General features: G+C 46.6%; 20 protein-coding genes. 4 read left to right on the top strand and 16 right to left on the bottom strand.

What is annotated here, in order from left to right:
• Positions 1 to 79 precede the first annotated feature (79 nt).
• Together A6049_RS29945 and A6049_RS29940 are read left to right on the top strand one after the other, a co-directional pair.
• Positions 80 to 619 carry a DoxX family protein gene (locus tag A6049_RS29945; RefSeq protein ID WP_063568076.1) on the top strand — a complete coding sequence of 180 codons (540 nt, stop codon included), beginning with the start codon at positions 80 to 82 and terminating at the stop codon, positions 617 to 619.
• Between the two features lie 159 nt (positions 620 to 778).
• On the top strand, positions 779 to 991 hold the full coding sequence (locus tag A6049_RS29940; protein WP_063568075.1) for a hypothetical protein: 213 nt from the start codon (positions 779 to 781) through the stop codon (positions 989 to 991).
• A gap of 178 nt (positions 992 to 1,169) precedes the next feature.
• Here the strand turns inward: A6049_RS29940 and A6049_RS29935 are convergent, their stop codons facing one another.
• The 3 genes from A6049_RS29935 to A6049_RS29925 all read right to left on the bottom strand — a co-directional run bounded on the left by A6049_RS29935 (position 1,170) and on the right by A6049_RS29925 (position 3,444).
• Positions 1,170 to 1,958, bottom strand: coding sequence for a DODA-type extradiol aromatic ring-opening family dioxygenase (locus tag A6049_RS29935; protein ID WP_063568074.1), 789 nt, complete (start codon positions 1,956 to 1,958; stop codon positions 1,170 to 1,172).
• 179 nt (positions 1,959 to 2,137) lie between these two features.
• Complete coding sequence (locus tag A6049_RS29930; protein ID WP_063568073.1) at positions 2,138 to 2,968, bottom strand: alpha/beta hydrolase; 831 nt, start codon at positions 2,966 to 2,968, stop codon at positions 2,138 to 2,140.
• Positions 2,969 to 3,207: 239 nt separating this feature from the next.
• Positions 3,208 to 3,444, bottom strand: coding sequence for a hypothetical protein (locus tag A6049_RS29925; RefSeq protein ID WP_063568072.1), 237 nt, complete (start codon positions 3,442 to 3,444; stop codon positions 3,208 to 3,210).
• Between the two features lie 413 nt (positions 3,445 to 3,857).
• On the opposite strand from A6049_RS29925, the gene A6049_RS32845 reads away from it, so the two are divergent.
• Positions 3,858 to 4,691 carry a DUF1129 family protein gene (locus tag A6049_RS32845; protein WP_091000883.1) on the top strand — a complete coding sequence of 278 codons (834 nt, stop codon included), beginning with the start codon at positions 3,858 to 3,860 and terminating at the stop codon, positions 4,689 to 4,691.
• Between the two features lie 307 nt (positions 4,692 to 4,998).
• On the opposite strand, the gene A6049_RS29915 is transcribed toward A6049_RS32845, so the two are convergent.
• Both A6049_RS29915 and A6049_RS29910 read right to left on the bottom strand, forming a co-directional pair.
• The gene (locus A6049_RS29915; protein WP_063568071.1) at positions 4,999 to 5,916 is read right to left on the bottom strand and encodes an AraC family transcriptional regulator; all 918 of its coding nucleotides are present in this window, start codon (positions 5,914 to 5,916) and stop codon (positions 4,999 to 5,001) included.
• 435 nt (positions 5,917 to 6,351) lie between these two features.
• On the bottom strand, positions 6,352 to 9,513 hold the full coding sequence (locus A6049_RS29910; RefSeq protein WP_063568070.1) for a copper amine oxidase N-terminal domain-containing protein: 3,162 nt from the start codon (positions 9,511 to 9,513) through the stop codon (positions 6,352 to 6,354).
• Between the two features lie 287 nt (positions 9,514 to 9,800).
• On the opposite strand from A6049_RS29910, the gene A6049_RS29905 reads away from it, so the two are divergent.
• A complete protein-coding gene (locus A6049_RS29905; protein ID WP_063568069.1) occupies positions 9,801 to 10,766 on the top strand; it encodes a hypothetical protein in 966 nt (321 codons plus the stop codon).
• A gap of 136 nt (positions 10,767 to 10,902) precedes the next feature.
• Here the strand turns inward: A6049_RS29905 and A6049_RS29900 are convergent, their stop codons facing one another.
• The 11 genes from A6049_RS29900 to purM form a co-directional block, all read right to left on the bottom strand.
• Complete coding sequence (locus A6049_RS29900; RefSeq protein WP_095206260.1) at positions 10,903 to 11,505, bottom strand: GNAT family N-acetyltransferase; 603 nt, start codon at positions 11,503 to 11,505, stop codon at positions 10,903 to 10,905.
• Entirely contained in the window at positions 11,505 to 12,797 is a 1,293-nt protein-coding gene (ilvA, locus tag A6049_RS29895) for a threonine ammonia-lyase IlvA (RefSeq protein WP_063568068.1), read from the bottom strand. Before ilvA ends, A6049_RS29900 begins: the two co-directional genes overlap by 1 nt.
• A gap of 63 nt (positions 12,798 to 12,860) precedes the next feature.
• On the bottom strand, positions 12,861 to 13,751 hold the full coding sequence (locus A6049_RS29890) for an alpha/beta fold hydrolase (protein WP_063568067.1): 891 nt from the start codon (positions 13,749 to 13,751) through the stop codon (positions 12,861 to 12,863).
• A gap of 257 nt (positions 13,752 to 14,008) precedes the next feature.
• Complete coding sequence (locus A6049_RS29885; RefSeq protein WP_063568083.1) at positions 14,009 to 14,614, bottom strand: alpha/beta hydrolase; 606 nt, start codon at positions 14,612 to 14,614, stop codon at positions 14,009 to 14,011.
• A 14-nt stretch (positions 14,615 to 14,628) separates the two neighbouring features.
• On the bottom strand, positions 14,629 to 15,579 hold the full coding sequence (locus tag A6049_RS29880) for a ring-cleaving dioxygenase (RefSeq protein ID WP_063568066.1): 951 nt from the start codon (positions 15,577 to 15,579) through the stop codon (positions 14,629 to 14,631).
• Positions 15,580 to 15,890: 311 nt separating this feature from the next.
• Positions 15,891 to 16,979: a hemolysin family protein gene (locus A6049_RS29875; protein WP_063568065.1), complete on the bottom strand. Its 1,089-nt coding sequence runs from the start codon at positions 16,977 to 16,979 to the stop codon at positions 15,891 to 15,893.
• Between the two features lie 280 nt (positions 16,980 to 17,259).
• Positions 17,260 to 18,597, bottom strand: coding sequence for a hemolysin family protein (locus A6049_RS29870; protein WP_063568064.1), 1,338 nt, complete (start codon positions 18,595 to 18,597; stop codon positions 17,260 to 17,262).
• A gap of 724 nt (positions 18,598 to 19,321) precedes the next feature.
• Positions 19,322 to 20,587: a phosphoribosylamine--glycine ligase gene (purD, locus tag A6049_RS29865; protein WP_063568063.1), complete on the bottom strand. Its 1,266-nt coding sequence runs from the start codon at positions 20,585 to 20,587 to the stop codon at positions 19,322 to 19,324.
• A 130-nt stretch (positions 20,588 to 20,717) separates the two neighbouring features.
• Positions 20,718 to 22,265, bottom strand: coding sequence for a bifunctional phosphoribosylaminoimidazolecarboxamide formyltransferase/IMP cyclohydrolase (gene purH, locus A6049_RS29860; protein WP_063568062.1), 1,548 nt, complete (start codon positions 22,263 to 22,265; stop codon positions 20,718 to 20,720).
• A 334-nt stretch (positions 22,266 to 22,599) separates the two neighbouring features.
• Positions 22,600 to 23,217, bottom strand: coding sequence for a phosphoribosylglycinamide formyltransferase (gene purN, locus A6049_RS29855; protein ID WP_063568061.1), 618 nt, complete (start codon positions 23,215 to 23,217; stop codon positions 22,600 to 22,602).
• On the bottom strand, positions 23,217 to 24,257 hold the full coding sequence (purM, locus tag A6049_RS29850) for a phosphoribosylformylglycinamidine cyclo-ligase (RefSeq protein ID WP_063568060.1): 1,041 nt from the start codon (positions 24,255 to 24,257) through the stop codon (positions 23,217 to 23,219). The genes purN and purM overlap by 1 nt, the downstream gene beginning before the upstream one ends.
• Positions 24,258 to 24,696: the final 439 nt, after the last annotated feature.

The following is a 24,696-nucleotide window of genomic DNA, read 5'->3' as shown; positions in this document are numbered from 1 at the left end:
ATAAAGACATCAAAGGTGATCACTTAGAAAAACAAAAAAAAAAACAACACACACTAAATTCCATGAAGGAGTGGTTTATATGTTCAGCTTCAACCAATGGCTTAGAGAAAACAAAGTGGCAATGTGGATTTTGACAGTACTTCGGGTGTATATCGGTTACGACTGGATGACACACGGATGGGGCAAATTAACAGGTGGATTCCAAGCTGGCGGATTCCTTGCAGGCGCTGTAGGAAAAGCAACAGGTGAAAACCCAACCGTTCAAGCTTGGTGGGGAACATTCCTTGAGAACTTCGCGGTACCAAACGCAGGACTGTTCGACTTCATCATCCCGCTGGGTGAATTCCTTGTAGGTCTGGGTCTCATTCTTGGATGCTTTACAACACTTGCAGCACTGATGGCGATGGTCATGAACTTCGCGTTCCTCTTCTCGGGAACAGTAAGCACGAATGCTCAATTAGTTCTGATGGAAATCTTCCTTGTAGTCGCTGGTGCAAATGCTGGTAAAATTGGTTTGGATCATTGGGTAATGCCATACCTTCGCGGATTGTTCACTCGCAATAAAGGCAGCCTGCCTAAAGATACACCAACGATAAATCATACGCACAAAACAGCCTAAATATTAAATAGACATTTTCCGGTCCTGCTCCCCTCCCCCTGGAGAGCAGGACTTTTTTTGGTTTTTTATATATGCTTGTAGGTCAACTGACTTGCCCATCGACAGAAACACGTATTATGATGAACATATCGATCGATTACAATTAAAGGAGTACATGACATGCCAACCCAGCGCCGCCTTGAAACCGATGCCGACTTCCAGGAAGCCATGGAAATGAAGCATAAAGTTCGTGTTTTTAAAGATAATCACCAGATTGATTCCGGTGGCGTCATTATCCGTTTTGACAGCAATACCGTTGTTATTCAGTCCAGTGTAAGTGAACTGGCATATCACTCGCGTACAGCATGTGAGCTTTTTGAGATTCGCAAGTGATTATACTAAAATGCAGAATGCTCAGTCATAGAAAAAGGTTCCTGAGGCCCATTACGCTGGCCGCAGAAACCTTTTTTGGTTCAGCTAATTCATAACCTAAGTCTGTCTGGTCGATGAACTAGGTGTATTTGCAAAATAAAACTCAAAGACTTGTTCACATACTCTTGTTTGTTCCAAGTTATACGCCGTCACCAAACTGCCAGCAGTTTAAACTGAGCGTACCGTAAGGATACGACTGGAATAGACGTTTTGCAGATCGTGACATATCAGCCGTACCCATAGCATAGAACAAAGGCGCAATGTGCTCCGTTCCATAAGATGGAACTGCTGTGCGGGCATGGGGCGCTTTTTTGTCATACTGAAACAGCTCTCTCGTATTCCACTGCTCAAGCCGCTCGCCAATCCAGTTATCGAATTCCACTGCCCAGTCTTGCGGCGGTTCATCATTACTGCCAAGCATACGCAAGTTATGAACCGTTCCACCGCTGCCAATGATCAGCACATTATCATGACGCAGCTGCTCCAGCATCCGGCCTATATCATACTGTTCCTGCGGGGAACGCAACGAGTCGACAGATACCGCAATAACAGGAATATTGGCCTCTGGATACATGTGTAACAGCGGTACCCATACCCCGTGATCCAATCCCCGGCCTCGAACCGGTTGATGTGGAAGATTACTACGAGTGAACAGAGCGCAGATCTCATTCGCAAGGTCTGGCTGACCAGGCGCAGGGTAATTCATTGTATACATATTAGAGGGAAATCCGTAAAAATCATGCAAGGTCTGATGTGTATCATCCATTGTCACAGACGGTTCGGGACGATCCCAATGCGCCGTAAATACAACAATGGCTTTCGGAGCCGGCAGCCTGTCTCCAAGCTGGTTCAAAAAGTGAGTGTAGTCATTGCTCTCCACCGCCAGAGCGGGAGAACCATGCGCAATGAATAGTGCGGGTAATGTCATTGCTGCCAACCTCCAGACACGGATAGGATGCTTACCCTTCTATTTTACCCCGAAGAAGGCGCTTTTCCAAGCTAACATCCCAATCAGATGCAATATGGACGCGCATGTTACCTTATGGACCGATCCATGTTGGCTATAGAATGCTCCAGCCTAATCATAGAGATTGATATTTAGCCCTCTTAGATCATCCAGTGCTGCCAATCCTGTTCAATCTTCTGACGCTCTCCTAGCCATTCTCTCGTACGCGTAATCAGCTGTTCACGCTCTTTACCGGAAGAGAAGGTATGATCGCCCTGGAAAATAATCTCCTTGTCGCAGCGGCCTTCCTGGCGCATCCAGAATACCTTTTGATACAGGAATGCGTAATCGACAGGAATGATCTCATCCGACGTGCCGTGCACCACCAGAACATCTCCGTTAAATTTAACGGCTTCCTGGTAAGGCTGATGTTCAGCCAGTGATTCAAAGAATGCTGGTGTAAACTTGTAGCCAAGATAATCAGCAGACCCCAGTTTCACCCCTTCATCGTACACATCACGTCCGGTAATCTTCACAATATCGTTGAACGGATATCCCACGGATGACCACATGACGAGATTCTTAACTCGTTTGTCGCGGACAGCAGTCAGCAGAGCAACAGCTCCACCCAGACTATGACCAATCAGCGTTACACGGGTTGGATCTACATCACTGCAATTTACCGCATAGTCCAGCACAGAACGTGTTTGGGTAATCATGGATTCAAGTCCTTCAGCTCCGTACTCACCACTGCTCTCCCCGCAGCCGATGTAATCGAAGCGCAGCACCAAATATCCATCTTCGGCCAGCTCACGGGCGGTCTTCACAAAGAGACGATCCACACCGATCCGACTTCCTACGAATCCATGGCAGATGACAGCAAGAGGCACGCGCTGTTGGTGATTTCCCTCCTTAATGTCTTTGACGACCGGATAATGTATCGTGGCTGTTAATTCTTCCTGCCCATGACGAATACTGATCTGACGCTCCATGCCTATTTCCCCTTTCCATTCTTCCCTGCTCATGTTCATTTTGTTAATTATATATAAATCCGATAAGTTTAATGTGTATTAAGATGATATTAGTATATTATCATCCTGTGAACCTCAAGTCAACGTGAGGAAATGTCCATTCCAAGACGTACCTTGTCTACATTTTATCGGTAATTTCGCAAAAAAAATGAGCCAAGCTGAACACAGCTGACTCGAATCATCTCTAATACTTGAAGCCATTACTCATAACTTCGACGGAACATCTCATGGGTCTCTACTCGACCCTGCCATTCATGTTCATGAACCGAATTTGAGCTCCCCCAGAAGCTCCCTGATTGAAAGGTTCCTTCTGAATACTCTTCCGCATACTCCGCATCCTCCAACGTCTCCTCCATTGGCACAACCTCATCCGTTACTCCTCGGGAGTTGCTGTTTAGCAGCAGCTTCCTTGTTAATTGTTCTGTTTGTTGATCCATCCCTGCCACACTCCAATCCCTGGTTTCTGTTGGAAATGCTACTATTGTGGTGGAATCGGCTGTACTTTATTCATTCTTCACACAATCGTTAGAACTGGATGAGCACTTACGCATATTAACGTCGAACCACGGAGAACCTAAGCCATATATCATAGCCAACATTTGCCTCCACTTCCTTCTGGCGAAAGGGTTGAATTCATGGAACACATCTTGGAATGGATTCGTAGTCACGGAAAACTGGTGCTGCTATGCACCTGTATCATTCTGGCCTGCGCAGGGCTATGGTCGAATCGTAAACAGTTGTTTTATAAGGAATGACTTTGCGAAACGAGAGCCCTTCCCGTATACTAAAATACCGTCAGGGTCTTCAGATCACCGGGGATCAGAACGTGTGTAGACAGGGGGAGCAATCATTGGGGATTTCCTATAAGAAGTTGAAAGAAATACAGAATCGGCAAATGACCGAAATGAGTAAGATGACACCGGAACATGTAAAACTGTTCGATCAGATCAGCACCATTGCGCGTCAAGCACCTGCCGATGAGAGAACGCAGGAAGAATGGATTCTCTCGGCTGGAAGAGCCATCGTACAAGCTCAGCGTGACGGCAAGCCTGCTCGTGAGTTATATGGACCTGATATGCAAAAGGATATCTATTCACAACTAGGAGTAGCAGACAATAATCCGTCCGCAACTGCTGGTGAATCAAATATGGACTCATCCAGAGCTTCAAGTACGGCCGTACGGGGCGGAAGCAAATCCAATAAAACCAGTACGTCAGCCAAGAAGGCAGCAGCAGTTGAAGCCGAGCCTGCGGAGACTAAGGATCAAGTTAAACGGACGCCCAAATGGTACTTCATGATCTCCTGGGCAGCTTTGTCTTTTGTCATGCTGATTCAAGGTGCAGTTGGGCTATTTATTGGTTGGACGGGTGGAGATACGGAACCATTTAGCCATATCAGCCTGTTCTCCCTAATCGTTGCGGCGGTTGGAGGTATTGCATTGGTTGAAATGCTTCGCCGCCTTGCTGAGCGTCCAGATGATCAGGGAGCAGACAAGACGGCCAGACCACAGGTCAATCTTCGCGGAATCGTCATCTATATCGTTATCGTTGTGCTTGTCTTATTTGTAGGATATCCGCTGCGTGACAGCCTTCCCGTATTTACGCTTGCTCCGTGGATTAGTCTCGTAATCGGGATTGTGGGATTGGCTACGTTGAGACCACTATTCGGACAAAAGAAAGCATAAGGATGTTGGTGCCCTTTGTGGGCAGCAGCATTGGGTATATCCCAGTTATGTGGTGTGCGAAGATGAAGTACGACAATTCGGTGATGAAATAGAATATCGAGTGTCAAAAAAGGGGCCCTAATGGCCCCCAACCAGCTGTTGAGAAATTCTCGACAGCTATTTTTATTTTCAGACCCTTCAGGTAAACCCCATAATGCTTTTTATCTAGCATAGGTAAAGATAATCACTTACCATAACTCATAAGTAACCTTATATTATGGCCAGTAGCTCGTTTGAAACTGAATCCATATCCGAAAGGATGACCTTGTCATACTTCATATAGATGATCCACAGGGCCCGTAGAGTCTTTCTCCATTTTGAGCTGAATGCGATGCTTGATTTCCTTGCCCGGAGTCTCTCCGAACTCTCGCTTATACATGCGGATAAAGTAGTTCACTTCCATACCAACTGTCTCCGCAGCCTCTCTTACACTTGCTTGTGGGTGCTTGTCCAACCATTCGGACGCCTTCTGCAAACGCAATCGCTGCATGTACTGGTGTCCCGTTATCCCATGCCTCTGGTGAAATAATCGGTTCAGGTGCTGCACCGAATAACCAACGGCTTCAGCTACATGCTTCAGCAGCAGATCATCCTGGTAGTGCGTTTGCATCAGTGACACAGCTCGGGTGAATGCTTCATTTGCCGATTCCGACTCGCGCTCAGAACGTGTTAATGATCCACTCCGTGCTACTCGCTCCCCTGTCTCCTCACGCAGAGGGAGAATGGACCGGGACATGTCCAGAATAAGCTGATAGATGATCGTTGAACTGTTCCACATTTCAGTCATCCCAACGCCCAGCGAGTGCCAGATATCCGTAAGACGTGACCAAAACTGTTCAAATTTGGACAAACGCAGTGACCCCATCGCCAGTAGCCCCGCCGACCGAAGCACCGCCCCCGCCGCCTCTCCACCAATGCCAATATATCCAAGCTCCCCGTGTGTTTTGGAATGCGGAATATACTCATGTGCAACCCCAGGTTCCATCACGAACAGTTCACCCGCCGACACAGTCCATACACCTTCACCTGGAACCTTAAATTCCCCTTTGCCGCTGCGTAATAAAAAAAGCTGATACACCGGAAATCCATCCGGTCTAAACTGAACTTTCTCTTCTTGTGTCCCCACACAATACAGATACAGAGGCAACCGGGAATCCGGCAGGCCGGTCAAGCGAAATGCAAGCATCCCATCAGTCCTTTCGGATCATGCTCTTCTTTCTCCTATTATCCATCGGTTGCCCCGTTGCAGCAACGGCCAAAGGAACCTTTTTGGTGACAGGATTTTATAGTGCAGTATATTTGATTCAGAGAATTCACTACATTAGCAGAACAACCTTTGAGATTAAGAAAAACTCCCCTTCACTTTTGGAAAGGGAGCCTGAGTTGTTAACATAACTGAAAGATAAAATTGTTGGTTCTGGGAGTGACCGTTCCGGTTACGGATCGTTCTTTCGATCGCTCTTGTCTCCAAATTTATTTGATTCAACCTTTATAAGGTTTAAATTCGGAGACAAAGGCGAGCACTACCGCTTCTTCAGAATCGATTCCGTCCCCTTCACTACTTCTGGAGCTCATCAAAACGAACTAACTCAACTTATTCAACGTTAAACTTTCTCTATTATTATGAAGATGGTGTATCTCCAGCAGTTGCTGGTGTATTGTTGCTCCCTTGGTCTGTACCCGTAGGAGCTACCGGAATTGGAAATGTAGCTACTTCTGAATTGTTTTTATACTTCGTAATATCACTAGCCACAGAAACTACCAGAACTTTGTATTCTCCCGCTTCAAAAACTGAACCGTCTGAATCATTGGAGGAAACTCCAATATTCACAGTTGCTGTTCTTGGGTTACTACCAATATTCACTCTTTCTAAAGCTGTTCCAGTATCACCTGAACCACTCTTAGCTTTAACAACGTACACATCATAACGAGAAATTCCTGTTTCATTACCTGGCTTGGTGAAACTTACACTAATCGAAGTATCGGTTGCCGTTGCCTTCACATCTGCTACCTTCTCTACAAATGTTGGTGACTGTTTTTTAGCATTAATTCTGAAAGTAGCTGAATCTATGTTTGATTCACGTTTGCTGTCGGAGGATTCTGATAAAATGTAAGCCGTGTACGACTTGCCCGGTACAATAGGTTGGCCGTTGATATCATTCAGTGCATTCGGAAGTATGGAATAGCCCCCTGTCGTGTCCACTGACTTGATCACGTTAGAATTGTTTTCTTTTGCAATAGCTTTCGCCAAATTAAGATTAAATCCGCTTCCAGTCGGGGCAATCATTACAACATAACGACTGATCCCTACTTTTGAAGCTGGTTCCGTATATCTCAAAGTCACATCCGTTGCATCGCCAGCAGCTTGCTCTTCATTTTTAACTTCTACATCAGTGATTTTAACTTTTCCAACGGCACTTGTTACAGACAATTTAATATCAGCATACGCCGTGGACAGCACATTGGAAGAGTTGCTGGTATTGCTTACTGCAAGCACAAATATACGATAGTTCTCATCATTGCGAATATCTGTACCATCTGTTGCTTTTACATCCTTTAAAGTCAAAGTATAATTTCCGCTTCCGCTAGCTTTATTTACAACCTTAAAGTTTGAGTTCCGATTTGCTTCTGCCAAATCGAACCCACCCAAATTCGCCGTTTTGACTGCGAAAACACGGTAATGATAAACATTCGTCTCATTAGACGATCTATTAAATGTCACCTGCAAATCACTACCGTCTCCATTATCTCCGATGTCCGCTGCATTCACGTAGGTCGGAGCGGCCACAGTCGAGTTCTGTACTAGCGTAATTTGTGAAGAATAAGATGACAATGCATTCTGGCTGGAATTGCCGCTATTGCTTACCGACAGGACGAACACACGATAAGAAACACCATTAGAGATTCGAGATCCATTAGTATCTACCGCGCTGCTCGGAAGAGTAAATGACTGATTTCCACCCGTTTTGCTCACCTGATAATAATTGTTCGATGCGTTAGCCGTGCTCAGTGTGAAGCTGCCTGCATAAGCAGAACGTACCACATATACCCGATACGCTGAAACGTTAGTTTCATCCGAAGCTCTATTAAACGAAACCTTCAGGTCACGTCCATCGTTGTAGTCACTCACATCAGCCACACCGATGTTGCTTGCAACTCCAGCATTACTATTCGTTGTCAGTCTCAGCAGCGTTGACGAGGAAGACAACGCATTGGTATATCCATTCTGCTGGTTGCCTACAGCCATAACATAGATCCGGTAGTCTTGCAGATTTGTTACGTTATAACCACTTGTGTCCTTCATGGAGGATGGCAGTGTTGTTGTAATATTGTTGCCTGTTTTGTTCACGTTATAGTACAAGCTGGAAGACAGATTGCTCGCCGTAGTCAGATTAAAGCTGCTGGATACCGAGTTCCGCACTACGAAAATTCGATAATTAGCAACTTTGGATTCATCGGATGAACGGTTGAAGCTCACTTGAATGTCACGACCGTCTCCATAATCCGAATTGTCTTTCACTTGCGTGATAACAGGAGCTGTTGCAGTATTTACGCCCAGCGTGAGCGAAGAGGATACTGTGGACAGTTTATTGTCTGCTGTTGCCGCATTCGAGCTCACGGATACAATGTAGACGACATAGGATGTGCCGTTTTTGATCAATTCCCCGGATGTATCACGCGTCGAGGAACTGAGCTGGGTTTTGACCGCTGTGCTGTTACCTTTGTAAATAATGGTTGAATTAGAGCTAGACACATTGTTGGCCGTAGTCAGGTTGAATGAAGAAGCGTCTTTCGCCTTGACTACAAAGGCACGGTAATACGTAATATTAGATGTTGTACTCGGCTGTGTGAAGTTAATTTCCAGATCACGTCCATCGCCATAGTCACTGATATCTGCAATCCGCAGACCTGTCACAGGTTGAACCGTCGTTTTCACATTGTTTAATTTCAAAGACTGGGAAGACCAGGCCAACAGATTTTTGTAGCTGTTGTTGCTATTTCCCACCGTGAGTACATATAAACGGTATGTTTCATTAGAATTCAACAGATCCCCGTTCACGTCTCGGGTCTGTGCATTAAGTGTCAGTCTAGGGTTACTACCATTTGGAGTAACGGATGTATAGTTCGAAGCAGGCACAGCCGATGCCGCAGACTCAGTAAAGCTGTTCACATCACGTGTTTTTACCAGCATAATCCGATATGCCGACACAGCCTTCTCGGACGTCGGACGTGTGAAGCTTACGGTCAGATCTCGACCATCCCCATTGCTTCCGGACACAGCACCGTAAATGTTCCATGCTGCATATTGCGTCTCATCCACAGGAGGAGTGGACGTTGTTTTGATATCTACTCGCTGATTGCGGGAATTCCAGAATACTTTCTCTCCAAAAGCTTCACTGACAAAACGAATTGGAACCATTGTGTTTCCCTTGATGGTATTTGCAGGTACATCTAGCGCTACCGCTTCTCCGTTGATGTAAGCCGTTTTGGAACCCAGTTTCAGCGATACTTCCTGATCTCCCCGGTTAGCAGTGATCGTTTTGGTTTTATTGGTGTACTTTACAGTGGCATCCAAGCCTTCGAAAATGGAGCGTAATGGAACCAGTACACGTCCACCTTTCATGACAGGGGCCTGTGCAGAGGATAACTCCGCATCGTTAATATAAATACTGATTCTTGCAGCTGCATCCATAACTGACGTTGGTAGTGCAGACATTAACATGGCCGATACGGCCAGTGCTGACATCACCTTTTTCACTTGACGTCCTCCCGCTTTCTTCATATCCAATATCCCCATTCTCTTCATTGTTTAAGTTAAATTGTGATCGTTTTTGAATTTCATTTTATTCCTGTAATTTCCTGTGCATATCTAAGACGTATGAACATCAGTAAAAGTTTCCAATCCCACAAAAAATATTTTCGCAGAAATGTCCTTGCACCATCTACCCTCCAAAGGTTAAAAATAACAGAAGAATTTGTCATTATTCCGCAACAACATCCTTCCCAAATTCGTTTAATGTATAGTGAATAACAACCTTTTATTTTTAAAATTACGGGAGGTTCACACAGATGACATCATCGTATTTATATGGACAATGCAAAAGGGTACGATTCTACATCACAGTCCTTACCATTGCTGCAATTTTTACAGGAACCGCAGCTACATCTGGAGCTGCTACTGCCGCTCCTTCAAGCCCGGATACCAAAGTAACTACCAGCAGTTCAACCGCCATATATAAAACATTTCAGTCCATGCTCAAAAAAAAGAACGGCTTACCCGCCGCTGACACCTTTCTGGAATCCAATATCAAAAAAGTAACAAAGCATCACGCCACCCTAATGGTGCTTCAATTGGAGAATGCACGTCTGAAGGCCCTAACCTCCATGACCGACCGCTTGCTCGTTCCTAACGTTCAGGACAAGATGCTCAAGGCATACCAAACGAACGACAGCTTCACCAAACTCATGGAGCGTACCCAGGATTCCGATCTGCGTGCACTGTTAAAAGAAGCCCGTGACAGCGGTTATCGCCTCGTCATGCTCGAAGGCTCCCTCTATCCCATTATGAATTATGCGGCACTCGTGAAATATACCTCTGATATTACAGAGGATATTTCAAGCTACATCATCATCATGATGAAGGAAACGAAAAACTTACCAGCGGATGATGGTGCTCTGGTCATTGGCTATCAGGAAATTCTCCTTCGAGCACTCAGCCAGGAAAGATTCGTGGAGCTTTATCCGAAATCGAATCGGGCCAAGCAGGTGCAGGATTTGTTGAACAGTTATACCCTGTATACCTTTTATGGGCTGAACAATACACCTCTGTTTGATTATGAAACGAACAATATGGTTGCGAACGCCCAGAGAGGATACAACGGCGTCTTGCAGCGTCTTGCATCCGTAGATAGTGAATTCCTCACCAAGCTGGATGCCTTTATGGATGTGGTTAAGGAAGCAAAGTATGAGAAAACAGCTGCCGTGGAGAAATGGCTAGAACAGAATGTTCCGACCGGGGCGGATGCCGGCTATTAAATCATTCATGATATTAATCACCTAAAGCACATAAAGAACACAAAGAAACCGACATAGGATTCGCTCCCATGTCGGTTTTCTTTGGATTCTATCGATGAATTGAATCTCCTATACCAGGCTAACTCAGATTCAAGAACTACAGAATTGGCTTGACCATATGGTTATACTCATGTCCAGCAATGATAATTACTTCATCCTTGATATAGCCCTGGCGTTCGTACAACATCAAGGCACGGCCATTGTCACGTTCAACAATGAGGGACACCCGGGAGTGTCCAAGTTCCCTTCCCTGCTGCTCAAAAGCAGCCATCAATGCCTTGCCGATACCCTGTCCCTGATACGCTTCGCTTACGGATAGAGTATCTAGATAATACTCCCCGGGACGGGTTTCTTTGACCAACGTATATTTCTCAACTGTACTCCGACCAGGCCGATCCAGTATTGGCTGATCCAGAATATCTGCTTCACCGCCATCATACGCTACCAGTATTCCAGCGACCTGTTCGTTCTGCTCCATTACCGTTATATTGCGATAACTGATCCGATTGTCTTCCTGCGCGTAAAATTGCTGCAAAATCTGCATCGCTTTCTCATGCTCACCTTCACCCGCCAGAGCATAGGCAATATCACCAATCGCCTGATAAAGCAGAGGAATGACTTGTGCCGCATCTTCTTTGCGAGCAGGTCTCAACAGAGGCTGCGCCTCACTACGGTCCGACTTCACATTGGAATGATTCATCAGATTAACATGTTGAACAGATTGAGATTTTTGTTCAGCTCGGTATACGCGAGACCTTTACGATTCATACGTTCAATCAGCGGCTGGTAATCTTCCTTGTACATCAACTCGATGCCCACCAAGGCAGGTCCATTTTCCTTATCATGCTTCTTCGTATATTCAAAACGGGCAATGTCGTCATTAGGTCCCAATACTTCCACAAGGAATTCACGCAAAGCTCCCGCACGTTGTGGGAAATTGACCATGAAATAATATTTCAAACCTTCGTAGATCAACGAACGTTCTTTGATTTCCTGCATCCGATCGATATCATTGTTGCCGCCGCTGATCACACAGACAACCGTCTTACCCGCAATTTGTTCGCGATACTGCTCCAGTGCAGCAACCGCTAGAGAACCGGCAGGCTCCACAACGATAGCATTTTCATTATATAGCTCCAAAATGGTGGTGCAGGCTTTGCCCTCAGGCACCTTCACAATGTCATCCAACGTTTCACTACAGATGTCGAAGGTCAGGTCACCAACACGTTTCACCGCAGCACCATCCACGAATTTATCAATATCATCCAACGTGACAACCTGCTTACGGAACATGGCCTCACTCATGGAAGCCGCGCCAAGTGGTTCTACGCCAATGATACGTGTTTCCGGGCTAACCGTCTTCATGTAGGTTCCAACACCGGCAGCCAGGCCGCCACCACCGATTGTGACGAATACATAATCCGCTTTTTCATCCAGACTCTCCATGATTTCCATCGCCACCGTACCATTACCTGCAATGATCTTCGGCTGGTCGAACGGATGGATAAACGTCATACCCTGTTCATTACACGCACGCATAGCTTCTTCATAAGCATCGTCATACGTATCACCTGTCAGCACAACTTCAACATTATCTCCACCAAATCGACGTACCTGTTTCACCTTCTGGTTAGGAGTTGTGCTTGGCATGAAGATTTTCCCGTGAATGCTAAGCGCGTTACAGGAAAAAGCAACTCCCTGCGCATGGTTACCCGCGCTCGCGCAGACAATGCCTTTCTCCAGTTCAGCTGGAGTCAGACTACGAATCATGTTGTATGCTCCACGAATTTTAAACGAACGGACCACCTGCAGGTCTTCCCGTTTAAGATACACATTACAGTTATATTTGGCCGACAATACAGCATCCCGCTGTAAAGGCGTTCTTACAATGACTTCACGCAGCACATGATGTGCGCGCACGATATCTTCCATGCCAACACCGGTACGGCCGGGATTGGCAGTTCCCGTTGGTTCTTGTTCCACTGGTTTCATCTCTTATCCACACTCCGCTTATCTTGGTTGGCAATGCAAGCATTGCTTTTTCTTTTTATTGTATCACTTTTGTTCTGTTCTTGCGCCTGAGCTCGCATCATTTACCATTCGCAATATTTCATCAACAATGACCTGTGGATCTGTAAACATGACCATATGGCTGGATTGATCGGCTCCAATCCATTTTGCATTCGTTAAAGTACTCACAGTCCGGCGGTGTGCCTCGATAATAGCAGGTCTTATTTTACGTTCTCCCATGCCCGTTTTCGTACCTGAGATGATGCTGACTTCCAAATCACCAAGATCGAGAGGAGTAACCAGCAAGGAAGCCAAGTCATTCAGAAAAGGTTTCGACTCTGCAACCATAGTCTTAGCCGCCTGTACAGTGAAATCCTCTGAACGGTGATCCCTGACAACATCGTCAGGCTGTACACTTCCAGGTCTGCTGCCTAATAATCTGTACAATCCTGTACGTGCCATGAGTGGAATTAGGAGACTGTTCAAGGCAAAATTGAATTTGGCTGCTTTGGAAAAGTACAATTGGCAATGCTCGTCTGAAGGATCAACCAGGATGACCCCCCTTAATCGTGACAGATTCGAGGCCGCAGCCGCTCGTACAATGGGGCCTCCCCAGCTGTGCCCTACTAATATGAACGGACCAGGTCCCAATGCAGTCAGCAGATCGTCAAGGTCTTCTGCTATTCTACGAAGTTTGCGCGGAGACGAATCAATTTCACTTCGTCCTGCCCCCGACCTGTCGTACACAACGGCATGTGCATATTCAGCAACTGCAGGTGCTACCAGCCCCCAGGTCGATCGTGAGAAGCCCATACCGGACTCAAATACAACGGTCAGATCGCCTGTTCCTCTGGACATATAATGTAGTTTGCGACCATCCCGGGTCTGAATAAATGCACTTGAACCAAAAGAATGTGAGCTATGGTTAGGCTTCATCTTCCCCTCCTGATTACACGCATAGTCATAACAAACCGAATCTAATTGAAAATGATTATCAATTAATTGATTATAGATTATTCCATACTTTAGGACAAGGCATAGTGTCGCTCTGATTCATTAAAAAGTGGATCGTTGGAAATTGGCACGAGTAGCATGCTGCTCGGTTCGTTAAACCTTAAAAACGGCAAAAAAGGGATGTCCCCGTCATTTTCATGACCTATGGGACATCCCTTTTAAAATGCCAGTCAAATTTTTTAAGCCAGAGTCTTAAACCAAGCCGCAGCAGCCTCCGCCTCGGTACGGGTCAACTGATGCCCCTGACGCTCCCAGTGCATGTGCACAGCTGCACCTGCACCGCTAAGTAGTGAGGCCAATTCATCCGTTTCTCGTTTCGGTATAATTGGATCGTTCTCTCCTGCGCCGATGAATACAGGCAGCCCCTTCAGGTCCGGCAATTCCAAACCACGAAGCGGTACCATCGGATGGTGCAGAATCGCTCCTTTGAATACGTCAGCCTGATGGAAGATCAGACTTGCTGCAATGTTTGCTCCATTAGAATAGCCCAGTGCGAAGACATTGGCACGATCAAAGCCATACTCCACAGCAGCTGCATCCACAAATGAACCCAATTCCGCTGTCCGTGCAATGAGATCTTCTTCGTCAAACACCCCTTCCGCCAAACGGCGGAAGAAACGGGGCATTCCATTCTCGGATACGTTACCACGCACCCCCAGAATACCAGCTCCTGGGGCAATCATCTCGGCCAGACCTACCAGATCGTTCTCCGTTCCACCTGTCCCGTGCAGCAACAAAAGTATGGGTGCATTTGGCTGAGAACCTGCTTTATAAATATGTTTCATTGTATTAGTAGTACTCATGATTTGGACTCTCCTTTCCATTCACGTACTTGAATAGGTGGCAGCAACTGTTCAATCTGCTCACGCTGTGGTTCGTACCATTCAGGCAGCATCAGCTTTTGGCCCATGCTCTCCTGTGGTTCATCCCGTGCAAATCCTGGAGGATCAGTAGCCAGTTCAAACAGTATACCTCCCGGTTCCCGGAAATACACAGCGTTGAAGTACTGACGGTCAATGACCTGAGTTGGATGATATCCGGCTTTTTGAAGCTCCTGCTGCATTTGTTCGTGCTCGACATAATCTTTTGCACGCCATGCGATATGGTGAACCGTCCCTGCTCCGCCAATTCCCCGCTGGATTCCAGTCGATTGAATGTCGATCAGTTGACCGATGTCACCACTCGCCTGCAGACGAATGATTCCATCCTCTTCTCCTACCTTCTCCAGACCGAGCATCGTTGTCAGCACATCCGTTGTTTTGTCAGGTACATGGCTGAATAACACAGCTCCACCAAAACCTTTGATGGCATGTTCAGACTGCACACCGTTGAATGCCCACTGACTTGGCTGGCCTCCATCACGCTCGACCAATTCGAGCAAGAGACCCCCTTTATCGAAGAAGCGAATGTACTGCTCGCCAAATCTTGTTTTATTTTCAAATGGAATATCGAAGGATGTCAGACGTTCTTTCCAGAATGGCAGACTGCCCACCGGAATCGCATATACAGTTACGCCAGTCTGTCCTGCACCGATAACTCCTCTTCTGGCATTCTGCTGAGGGAAGAAGGTGATGATGGTGCCCGGTGCCCCATCCTCATTGCCATAATACAGATGGTACACATCCGGTGCATCAAAGTTAATCGTTTTTTTCACCATTCTCAGTGCCAATACACCTGCATAAAAATCAACATTTTTCTGTGCATCATCTACAAAAGCCGTAACGTGATGGATTCCTGAAGTTCTGAACATAATCTCCACTCCCTTGGTTTTATTTGTATCGTTGTTTTATTTGTATCGTTGTTATACTTAGCAGTTTGTTATGCATCACTTTTTTGTTATTTATCTTTAAATTAAGATTCTTTAAATTTATATTAATCCATTAACCCTAAATAAGCAAGCTTTTGTTTTAAAGTTAAGATATATGCTTTTTAACCTGCTGAATTACGCCTGAGTATACTGACATGGACAAAAAAACAGGCCCCGATCACTCGGAAACCTGTTTTCCTTAAATCTTATTCAATTGTTTGCCACCACACAACATCAATCCTTGAAACTTCGTATTACGCTTTAGTTAATTTTAATCGCTTAGATGGTTGAACCAGATCTTTGCCATCATACTCATCCTTGATATCCCCAACAATTTCTTCAAGAATATCCTCCATCGTAACCAGACCAACTGTTTCCCCTTCTGCATTATGCACTGATGCGATATGGGAACGACTTTGCTGCATCTGGACCAAGACATCCTTAATCGGCGATAACTCCGAAAATTTCAACATGTCGTGTACAAACGTATCCATGTTGAAAGCCCGGCCTGCGGCAACACTCGTAAGCATTTCCTTTGTATGAATAAATCCAACGAAGTGATCCTGATTTCCTTTTTCGATCACAGGAAAACGTGTATATTCATGCTGCTTTAGAACCTCAATCATACGTTCCAGCGGCATTTCTTTGTCCAGCGTGACGATTTTTTCTTTGCGGATCATAATCTCCTGAAGCAAACGTTCATCAAAAGCGAAAATGTTTTTGAGATAGTCCAGCTCTGTCTGATTAATTTCTCCACTCTCGTAACTCTGCGCCATAATCAGCTTCAGTTCCTCTTCGGAGTGAACCGTATCGTGACCGGCAGGTTTTATACCAAAGATTCCAAGCAATAGACGTGCAGCCCCATTCAGGGCGTAGATGAACGGATTCATGATCTTACCAAACCAATACAGCGGTGGTGCGAGCAATAGTGTCATCTTCTCTGCAAACTGGATCGCCAGTGTTTTCGGTGCCAATTCACCGATAACCACATGCAGGAACGTAATGATTGCCAAGGCAATCCCGTACGAAAGTACCGTAGACAACGCCGCTGGGACTTCCAATCGCTCAAACAGCGGATGCAGCATTTTCTCAACAGTGGGTTCACCCAACGCACCCAATACCAGTGCTGTGATCGTGATACCCAATTGACACGCAGATAGATAATAATCCAGATTGTGAGCCACTTTTTTGGCCAGTACCGCTTTTTTGTTCCCTTCCAAGATCAACTGATCTATTCGGGACATCCGTACTTTCAGAATTGCAAATTCCGCTCCAACGAAAAAGGCGGTCAGTCCTATAAATACGGCTACTAAAAATAAGTTTAAGGCTATTATTCCGTCCAATGATTTCCCTCAATATGAGGGATTCACCTCCAAGTAAAATTTATATTAAGGTTGCACGAGTGACGTTCCGGTGACGGCTCGTTCTTCCGATCGCCATTGCCTCCAAATTTCCCTGATTGTTGTTTTCAAAGGTATAAAATTGGTTTGCAAACGCGAACGCTACGCTTCTTCAGAATCGATTCCGTCCCCTACACTGCTACGTTGCCAAAACATTTAAATTCTGAGGGCAGTAGCCAAATGGGCAGTCATACCCTAGATTACAGTCATGATCGAACCAACATCACGCCAGGTCACTGGCAGATTCATCGACCTCAGTACCGTTTACACGTTCAAGCAGAACCTGCTTAATGTGAAAATTTTCTGCGTCCACAACGGTCCAGACATAATCACCGTGTTCTACCGTATCGCCTTGTTCCACACCGACACCCTTCTGGAACTGAATCCATCCAGCCACGGTATCCATTTCTTCATTACCTTCAAATACAAGCCCAAACTGTCGCTCCAACTCATCCAGCAGCACCCGGCCGTTAATGAGATATTGGTTCTCTCCGGTTATCTGAATGTCTGCAACTTCATCAGCATCGAACTCATCCCGAATCTCGCCGACAAGCTCCTCCAGAATATCCTCCATTGTAATGATTCCCGAAGTACCTCCATATTCATCCACGACCACAGCCATGTGCACGCGTTCCTGTTGCATCTTGATCATCGCATCCTGGATACTTGTAACTTCAGAAACGAAGGGAATCTCCCGAACAAAATCGATAAGTTGGTGCTCCCTAAGGGCAACCATGTCAGGCAAAATCTTTTTCACATTCACAACACCGACAATTCGGTCCTTGTCCCCATCCTCGATGACGGGATAACGTGAATAATTATGCTCATCCAATATTGGAATGATATCGTCATAAGTCATATTCTGATTAAGTGTCACAAGCTCTGTCCTCGGAACCATGATGTCTTTGGCATCACGCTCATCGAACACGAATACGTTTTCCAGATACGAAAGCTTGGTCTTGTTGTTCTCGTCTCCTTCATAACTCTGGTTCATGATGATTTTGATCTCATCCTCCGAGTAGGCCTGTTCATGTCCGGCAGGCTTCACGCCAAATGCCCTAAGAAGCACGCGGGATGCACCATTGAGCGCCCAAATGAAGGGATACATAATTTTTCCGAACCAATATAGCGGCGGCGAGAGCAACAGCGTCAATTTTTCCGAAAATTGAATCGCCATCGTTTTGGGAGCCATCTCCCCAACCACAACGTGCAGGAACGTGACAAGGATAAAGGCAATCGCATAGGAAGCAACCGCCGATATGGAAGCTGATACGTCCAGATAATTAAATACCGGGTATAACAACCTTTCAACGGTTGGCTTACCGAGCGCTCCCAATCCAAGGGCAGTTACGGTAATACCGAGCTGACAGGCTGACAGATAATAATCGAGGTCCGAGACTACTTTTTTGGCCAATATGGCTTTTTTATTCCCCTCGGCAACCAGTTGATCCACTCTTGATGTACGAATCTTAACCACAGCGAACTCAGATGCAACGAAAAATGCGGTCAATGCAATCAAGATAATGAGTAATACAATATTTAATATGGTGATTATGTCCAATGATTTCCCCGCTTCTCAGGGATTCACCTCCAGAGATAGTTACAGCGTCATTGGTTAACTTCGTTAACCATTCAACAGCTGATTGACGTTCAATATGGCGTATGCCTTATATGAAATCGAAAAGATAAAGTGTGTATAGGTTGTACTTTGACCTTGTAAAATTGCAAAACAGGAATTCAGGATGAAGTCAATCACTTATAGAAACTACTTCACTAAAAACAGGGTTCCCCCTCATGCTGTCATTGTTTCTCGATTTACTCCACCAAAATTCTCCATTTGGACAGTTTACAATATCGCCTTCCCAATAGATATCCACCTCCCCTCTTATTCATTCCTGTTTCAGAAAAGTATAACATGTTCTACGCCAAACCATCCAGTTGCACGTTATGGTTTGGAATATAGATTATAAAATGAGTTCACAAAATAAACTTTTATGTATGTGGTCTTTCTCGCATCTACAGTTCATTTTATGTGATATGGTTCACATAATTAGTATAGACCAGTTTATAGAAATGGTACCCTTTACTTTAGTCGATTAAACCTGCTACAGGCCTTTATTTACAGCCATTCTTCTTTGCCGTATCCGGACTGCGACACGTCCAGCAATTACACCATAATCATGTATACGTTGAAAAGGACCCGCGGGATGCAAACACCTTTTTCGGTGTACATCTTTACGGGCCCTTAGGTTTCACTTTATCAAGTTACAATTCATTAGAATTAGTTATACCAACGCTTTGGCAGCAATATCAGAACGTTGATGTTTACCGTCAAAATGGATACGTTCCGCTTGAGCGTAGGCTTTGTTTCTAGCTTCGGCAATATCAGAACCAAGACCCACAACGCCTAGAATTCGTCCACCATTGGTGACCCATTCTCCAGATTCATTGCGTGCTGTTCCAGCATGGAATACCACTGCTTCGTCGACTTGATCCAGTCCTTCAATGACAACACCTTTTGCATATGGACCAGGATAGCCTCCAGATGCAAGCACCACACATACAGCGGCTTCGTCGCTCCATTCAATCTCGATATCCGCCAATTTCCCGTGCACAGTTGCCCAGAAAATGTCGAGCAGATCACTCTTCAGACGCGGCAATACAACCTGTGTCTCGGGATCACCGAAGCGCGCGTTGAACTCAATCGTTTTGGGTTTACCATCTGGTGAAATCATCAGCCCGGCAAACAATACACCTCGGAACGGGCGCCCTTCGGATACCATCGCTTTGGCTGTTGGTTTGATAATCGTCTCTACCGCTTCTTCAATAATGGAGGCTGGAATGTGTGGCAATGGTGAGTACGTACCCATTCCGCCCGTGTTTGGCCCCTGATCATTGTCGAATACCGGTTTGTGATCTTGTGCAGCAGCCATCGGACGAACGGTCTCCCCATCGACAAAAGCCAAAATCGACATTTCCTGACCTGCCAAGAATTCTTCGATGATGACTTTGGCTCCTGCTTCACCAAATACTTTCTCCACCATAATGCTGCGGAGTGCCTGGTCAGCCTCATCACGGGAATAGGCTACGGTAACGCCTTTTCCAGCCGCCAACCCATCGGCCTTGATTACCACAGGGATGGCCTGCTCATTCAGATAAGTCTGCGCTTGCTCGTAATTGTCGAACTTCTCATAGGCTGCAGTCGGAATATTGTATTTGTGCAGCAGGTCTTTCATGAACGTTTTGCTGCCCTCAATCTCTGCTGCATTGCGGCGTGGTCCAAATACCGGAATACCTGTTTTATCAAAAGCGTCCACAATGCCGTCTGCGAGCGGATCGTCTGGCCCAATAACAACCAATCCCACGTTAAGCTCCACGGCGAGTGCCGTCAGTTTATCGAATTCATTTACCGCAATCGGATGACACTCGGCGAGCTGCGCAATGCCCGCATTTCCTGGAGCACAATGAATCTTGCCTGCCTTCGGGCTTTTCGCCAGTGCCCATATGATTGCGTGTTCCCGGCCACCGCCGCCCACTACCAGAATATCCATTAGCGTTGTTCCCCCTCCGTGTATAACTGGTTTTGTAATACTATTACGTGTTGAAATATCCTAAAAAAGAAGGGGTGTACCATAAGTCATAAGCATGACAGGCGACACCCCTTATTAAACCTTTTTCGCTCTAGTGTTTGAAGTGACGAACGCCAGTGAAGACCATGGCAATGCCGTATTCATTCGCTACTTTGATGGACTCTTCGTCCTTGATCGAACCACCTGGTTGAATAACGGCTGTAACTCCAGCTTTGGCTGCAAGTTCCAGTGTATCGCCCATTGGGAAGAACGCATCGGATGCCAGAATGGCTCCCTTGGCTAGTTCTCCAGCTTGTTCAATAGCAATCTTGGCTGCGCCGACACGGTTCATTTGCCCTGCGCCGACACCTACAGTCATGTCGTTTGCTGCAAGCACGATTGCATTGGATTTCACGTGCTTAACCACTTTCCAGCCAAACAACAGCTGTTTCAGTTCTTCTTCGGATGGTGCACGATCTGTAACTACCTTGAGCTCGCTTGCTTCAATAGAATGCACATCACTTTGTTGCACAATCATACCGCCGTCGATGGAGGTAACTACGAACTTACTCTCCCGATTACGGGCAGCGTTCAGTTCACCCGTTTTGAGCAAACGAATATTTTTCTTTTTGGTCAGGATGTCGAGTGCCTCTTGTGTAAAGTCAGGAGCCAGTACGATTTCCAGGAAAATTTCACTCAGTTTAGCCGCTGTATCGCTATCGATAATGCGGTTGGCTGCCACGATTCCACCAAAGATAGAGGTTGGATCAGCCGCATAAGCTTTTCCATAAGCCTCGTAGATGCTTTCGCCAATACCCACGCCGCAAGGATTCATATGTTTAACCGCCACAACTGCCGGTTCTTCAAATTCTTTCACAATCTGCAAAGCTGCGTTCGCATCGTTGATATTATTGTAGGACAACTCTTTGCCATGCAATTGCTCGGCTGTTGTCAACGTATCTTGGGCTGCCAGCGGTTTGCGGTAGAATGCCGCCTGCTGATGTGGATTTTCGCCATAGCGCAAATCCTGGAGTTTTTCGTAAGTAACCGTCAGACGCTCTGGCAGTGGATCACCGTTCAGGTTGGAGAGATAATCGGAAATAACTGCATCGTATGCCGCTGTATGGCGGAACACTTTTGCCGCAAGCCGTTTGCGTGTCTCGAGTGTGGTCTCCCCATTGCTGCGGACCTCTTCAAGCACCTTGCCATAATCTGCTGTGTCTACAACAACACTAACATAAGCATGGTTTTTGGCAGCAGAACGAAGCATGGTTGGACCACCAATATCGATGTTCTCGATTGCGTCCTCATACGTTACGTCCGGTTTGGCGATGGTGTCCTGGAACGGATACAGGTTTACAACAACGAGGTCGATATAGTCCAGTCCATTCTCCTCCATCTGGCGCTTGTGCTCTTCGCTGTCACGAACAGCCAATAAACCACCATGCACTGCTGGATGCAATGTTTTAACACGTCCGTCCATAATCTCCGGGAATCCGGTCACATCCGAAATTCCGATGACAGGTACGCCTTCCTTCGACAACAGACTGCTTGTACCTCCTGTCGAAATAATCTCCACACCCATTTGCGACAGCTCGCGGCAAAAATCCACGATGCCTGTTTTATCCCATACGCTGACCAGCGCTCTTTTGATACTCACAATATGCTCCTCCTTTAATGTCCCATGGCTTCGCGTTTCATGGCGAAACACAACCGATTTATTTCCCGAGAAATATCACAAAATGCGTACCAATTTTCGACTTCTGTTATACAAGTTGAACCAAGATGTTTACACGAGACACTCCGATGACAGAACAACCTTCTAATCGCAGTTATCCCCAGATTTTTGATTCCCTTTTCTTAAAGGGAAAATCCGGTGATAAAGCGTATGCTTCCGATGCAGCTTTCTTTCAGAAAGCTTTTAGGCGAACGCTTCGCTTCTTCAGGTTTTTTCTATCCTCTCCGTTAATGTGTAAAAAAATTTTCAACTTATATCAAACCGGTTTGTTAACAGTGACGTGACGTCCGTCTAACTGAACCAGACCTTGCGCAAACCAGGAAACAACCTCGGGGTATAACTGCTGTTCGGCCGCATGAATAGAACGGCTGATTGACTCAGGCGTATCATCTGGCAAAATAGGAACAGGGTGCTGGGCAATAATCGGCCCTGTATCCATTCCCCCATCCACAAAGTGGACGGTAACCCCGGTGATTTTAACGCCATATTCCAGTGCCTGCCCTATGGCATCTTTGCCTGCAAACGCTGGCAACAATGACGGATGAATGTTAATCAATCTTCCTGCATAGCGATCCACGACTACCGAAGTCAACAATCTCATGTATCCGGCAAGAACAACCAGGTCAATGTTTCTGGATTCAAGAACTTCCACGATCTCAGCCTCGTAGGCTTCGCGGGAATCATAATTTTTAGGAGTAAACAGATGGCATTCCACGCCTGCCTCCTGCGCCCGCTGCACCACACGTGCAGCCGGTTTGTCACATACCAGCAGATCTATGGATGCCCCCAGCCCTCCATTCCGTGCTGCATCAACCAATGCTTGAAAGTTCGACCCTTCACCAGAGGCAAATACAGCAATACGGTAGTTCGCCATTAAACATCCGCTCCCGTGAAGGTTACTCGCGCATCTCCTTCGGTCACACGTCCAATGATGTACGCTTCTTCACCCGATGCTTTCAGTTGTTCCAATGCTTCAACTGCGTCAGCTTCATTCACGACCAGCACAAGTCCGATCCCCATATTAAACGTGGTGAACATGTCGCGGTTCGAAACGGAGCCCTTTTCTTGCAACAGATTGAAGATTGGCAGAATCGGCCAAGAACCATAATCAATATCTACATTCACGCTGCTTGGCAGCATACGCGGGATGTTCTCGATGAAGCCACCACCAGTAATGTGGGCCATGCCTTTTACTTTTACCTTTTCAAGCAGGGACAGGAGTGGTTTTACATAGATTTTCGTTGGTTCCAGCAGTGCATCACCCAGCTTGCCGCCCAATTCAGCGACTTCATCCTGCAAGCCCAATCCGGCTTGTTCTAACAAAAGTTTGCGTACCAAGGAGAATCCGTTACTATGCACTCCGCTGGATGCAAGTCCGATCACTGTGTCGCCAGGAGAGATCGTTGTACCGTTAATGATTTTCGCTTTGTCCACAATACCTACGGTAAATCCGGCAATATCGTATTCACCCTCACTGTACATGCCCGGCATTTCAGCCGTTTCGCCACCGATCAGAGCACAGCCCGACTGATGACATCCTTCTGCGATTCCCGCAACAATGGCTTCGATTTTCTCCGGGATGACTTTGTCACATGCCAGATAGTCGAGGAAGAACAGCGGCTCTGCACCCTGTACCACAATGTCGTTCACACACATGGCTACCGCGTCGATTCCGATGGTATCATGACGGTCCATGGCAAATGCGATTTTCAGCTTAGTTCCTACACCGTCTGTACCGGATACAAGCACCGGCTCATCATATTTATCTTTGTTCAAACCGAACAGGGCGCCAAAGCCTCCCAGATCTGTCATCACTTCCGGACGGAAGGTACGCTTCACGTGTTTTTTCATCCGTTCAACCGCTTCGTTGCCTGCCGCGATATCGACGCCGGCGTTTTTGTATGCTTCGGACAAGTGGAATCAGCTCCTTATTTTTCGCCCCTCCTAAATCCTCCCGCCCGGGAGGACCCCATAGGACCTTGGCAGGCCCTCTGGACACCCGCCAAACAAGCGGTGCAGGGGTGGCTGGTATGATCTTGCTATGGTTGGTTCGTTCGTGTGCTCGCGTGGTTGTTCGCCGATTCCGCTGGCCGAAGGCCATCGGTCGGCGAACCCCGCTCGGCTGCGCTGCGGGGCAAGCCCGCGGGGGCAGCTGCTTCGCTTGGCTGCCCGGCCCCTGTTGCTCCGCAAGGCGGGGCTAAGGGCCGGGCTGCGCTCGGGGGCAGCTGCTTCGCATTGCTGCCTTGGCCCCTGTTGCTTCGCAAGGCGGGGCTAAGGGCTCGGGCTGCGACCGGAGGGCAGCTGCTTCGCCTGGCTGGCCTGGCCCCTGTTGCTCCGCAAGGCGGGGCTAAGG

The organism is Paenibacillus sp. O199, from assembly GCF_001636635.1.
In the GTDB taxonomy this organism is placed as follows: Bacteria; Bacillota; Bacilli; order Paenibacillales; family Paenibacillaceae; genus Paenibacillus; species Paenibacillus marchantiae.
The sequence above is the reverse complement of the archived record's forward strand: the minus strand, read 5'-3'. Positions and strand labels throughout refer to the sequence as shown.

Excerpts from the sequence above, each read along its gene's own strand:
- A6049_RS29945 (WP_063568076.1), top strand. The coding sequence starts at position 80 with ATGTTCAGCTTCAACCAATGGCTTAGAGAAAACAAAGTGGCAATGTGG.
- A6049_RS29940 (WP_063568075.1), top strand. The coding sequence starts at position 779 with ATGCCAACCCAGCGCCGCCTTGAAACCGATGCCGACTTCCAGGAAGCC.
- A6049_RS29935 (WP_063568074.1), bottom strand. The coding sequence starts at position 1,958 with ATGACATTACCCGCACTATTCATTGCGCATGGTTCTCCCGCTCTGGCG.
- A6049_RS29930 (WP_063568073.1), bottom strand. The coding sequence starts at position 2,968 with ATGGAGCGTCAGATCAGTATTCGTCATGGGCAGGAAGAATTAACAGCC.
- A6049_RS29925 (WP_063568072.1), bottom strand. The coding sequence starts at position 3,444 with ATGGATCAACAAACAGAACAATTAACAAGGAAGCTGCTGCTAAACAGC.
- A6049_RS29915 (WP_063568071.1), bottom strand. The coding sequence starts at position 5,916 with ATGCTTGCATTTCGCTTGACCGGCCTGCCGGATTCCCGGTTGCCTCTG.
- A6049_RS29910 (WP_063568070.1), bottom strand. The coding sequence starts at position 9,513 with ATGAAGAAAGCGGGAGGACGTCAAGTGAAAAAGGTGATGTCAGCACTG.
- A6049_RS29905 (WP_063568069.1), top strand. The coding sequence starts at position 9,801 with ATGACATCATCGTATTTATATGGACAATGCAAAAGGGTACGATTCTAC.
- A6049_RS29900 (WP_095206260.1), bottom strand. The coding sequence starts at position 11,505 with ATGAATCATTCCAATGTGAAGTCGGACCGTAGTGAGGCGCAGCCTCTG.
- ilvA (WP_063568068.1), bottom strand. The coding sequence starts at position 12,797 with ATGAAACCAGTGGAACAAGAACCAACGGGAACTGCCAATCCCGGCCGT.
- A6049_RS29890 (WP_063568067.1), bottom strand. The coding sequence starts at position 13,751 with ATGAAGCCTAACCATAGCTCACATTCTTTTGGTTCAAGTGCATTTATT.
- A6049_RS29885 (WP_063568083.1), bottom strand. The coding sequence starts at position 14,614 with ATGAAACATATTTATAAAGCAGGTTCTCAGCCAAATGCACCCATACTT.
- A6049_RS29880 (WP_063568066.1), bottom strand. The coding sequence starts at position 15,579 with ATGTTCAGAACTTCAGGAATCCATCACGTTACGGCTTTTGTAGATGAT.
- purD (WP_063568063.1), bottom strand. The coding sequence starts at position 20,587 with ATGGATATTCTGGTAGTGGGCGGCGGTGGCCGGGAACACGCAATCATA.
- purN (WP_063568061.1), bottom strand. The coding sequence starts at position 23,217 with ATGGCGAACTACCGTATTGCTGTATTTGCCTCTGGTGAAGGGTCGAAC.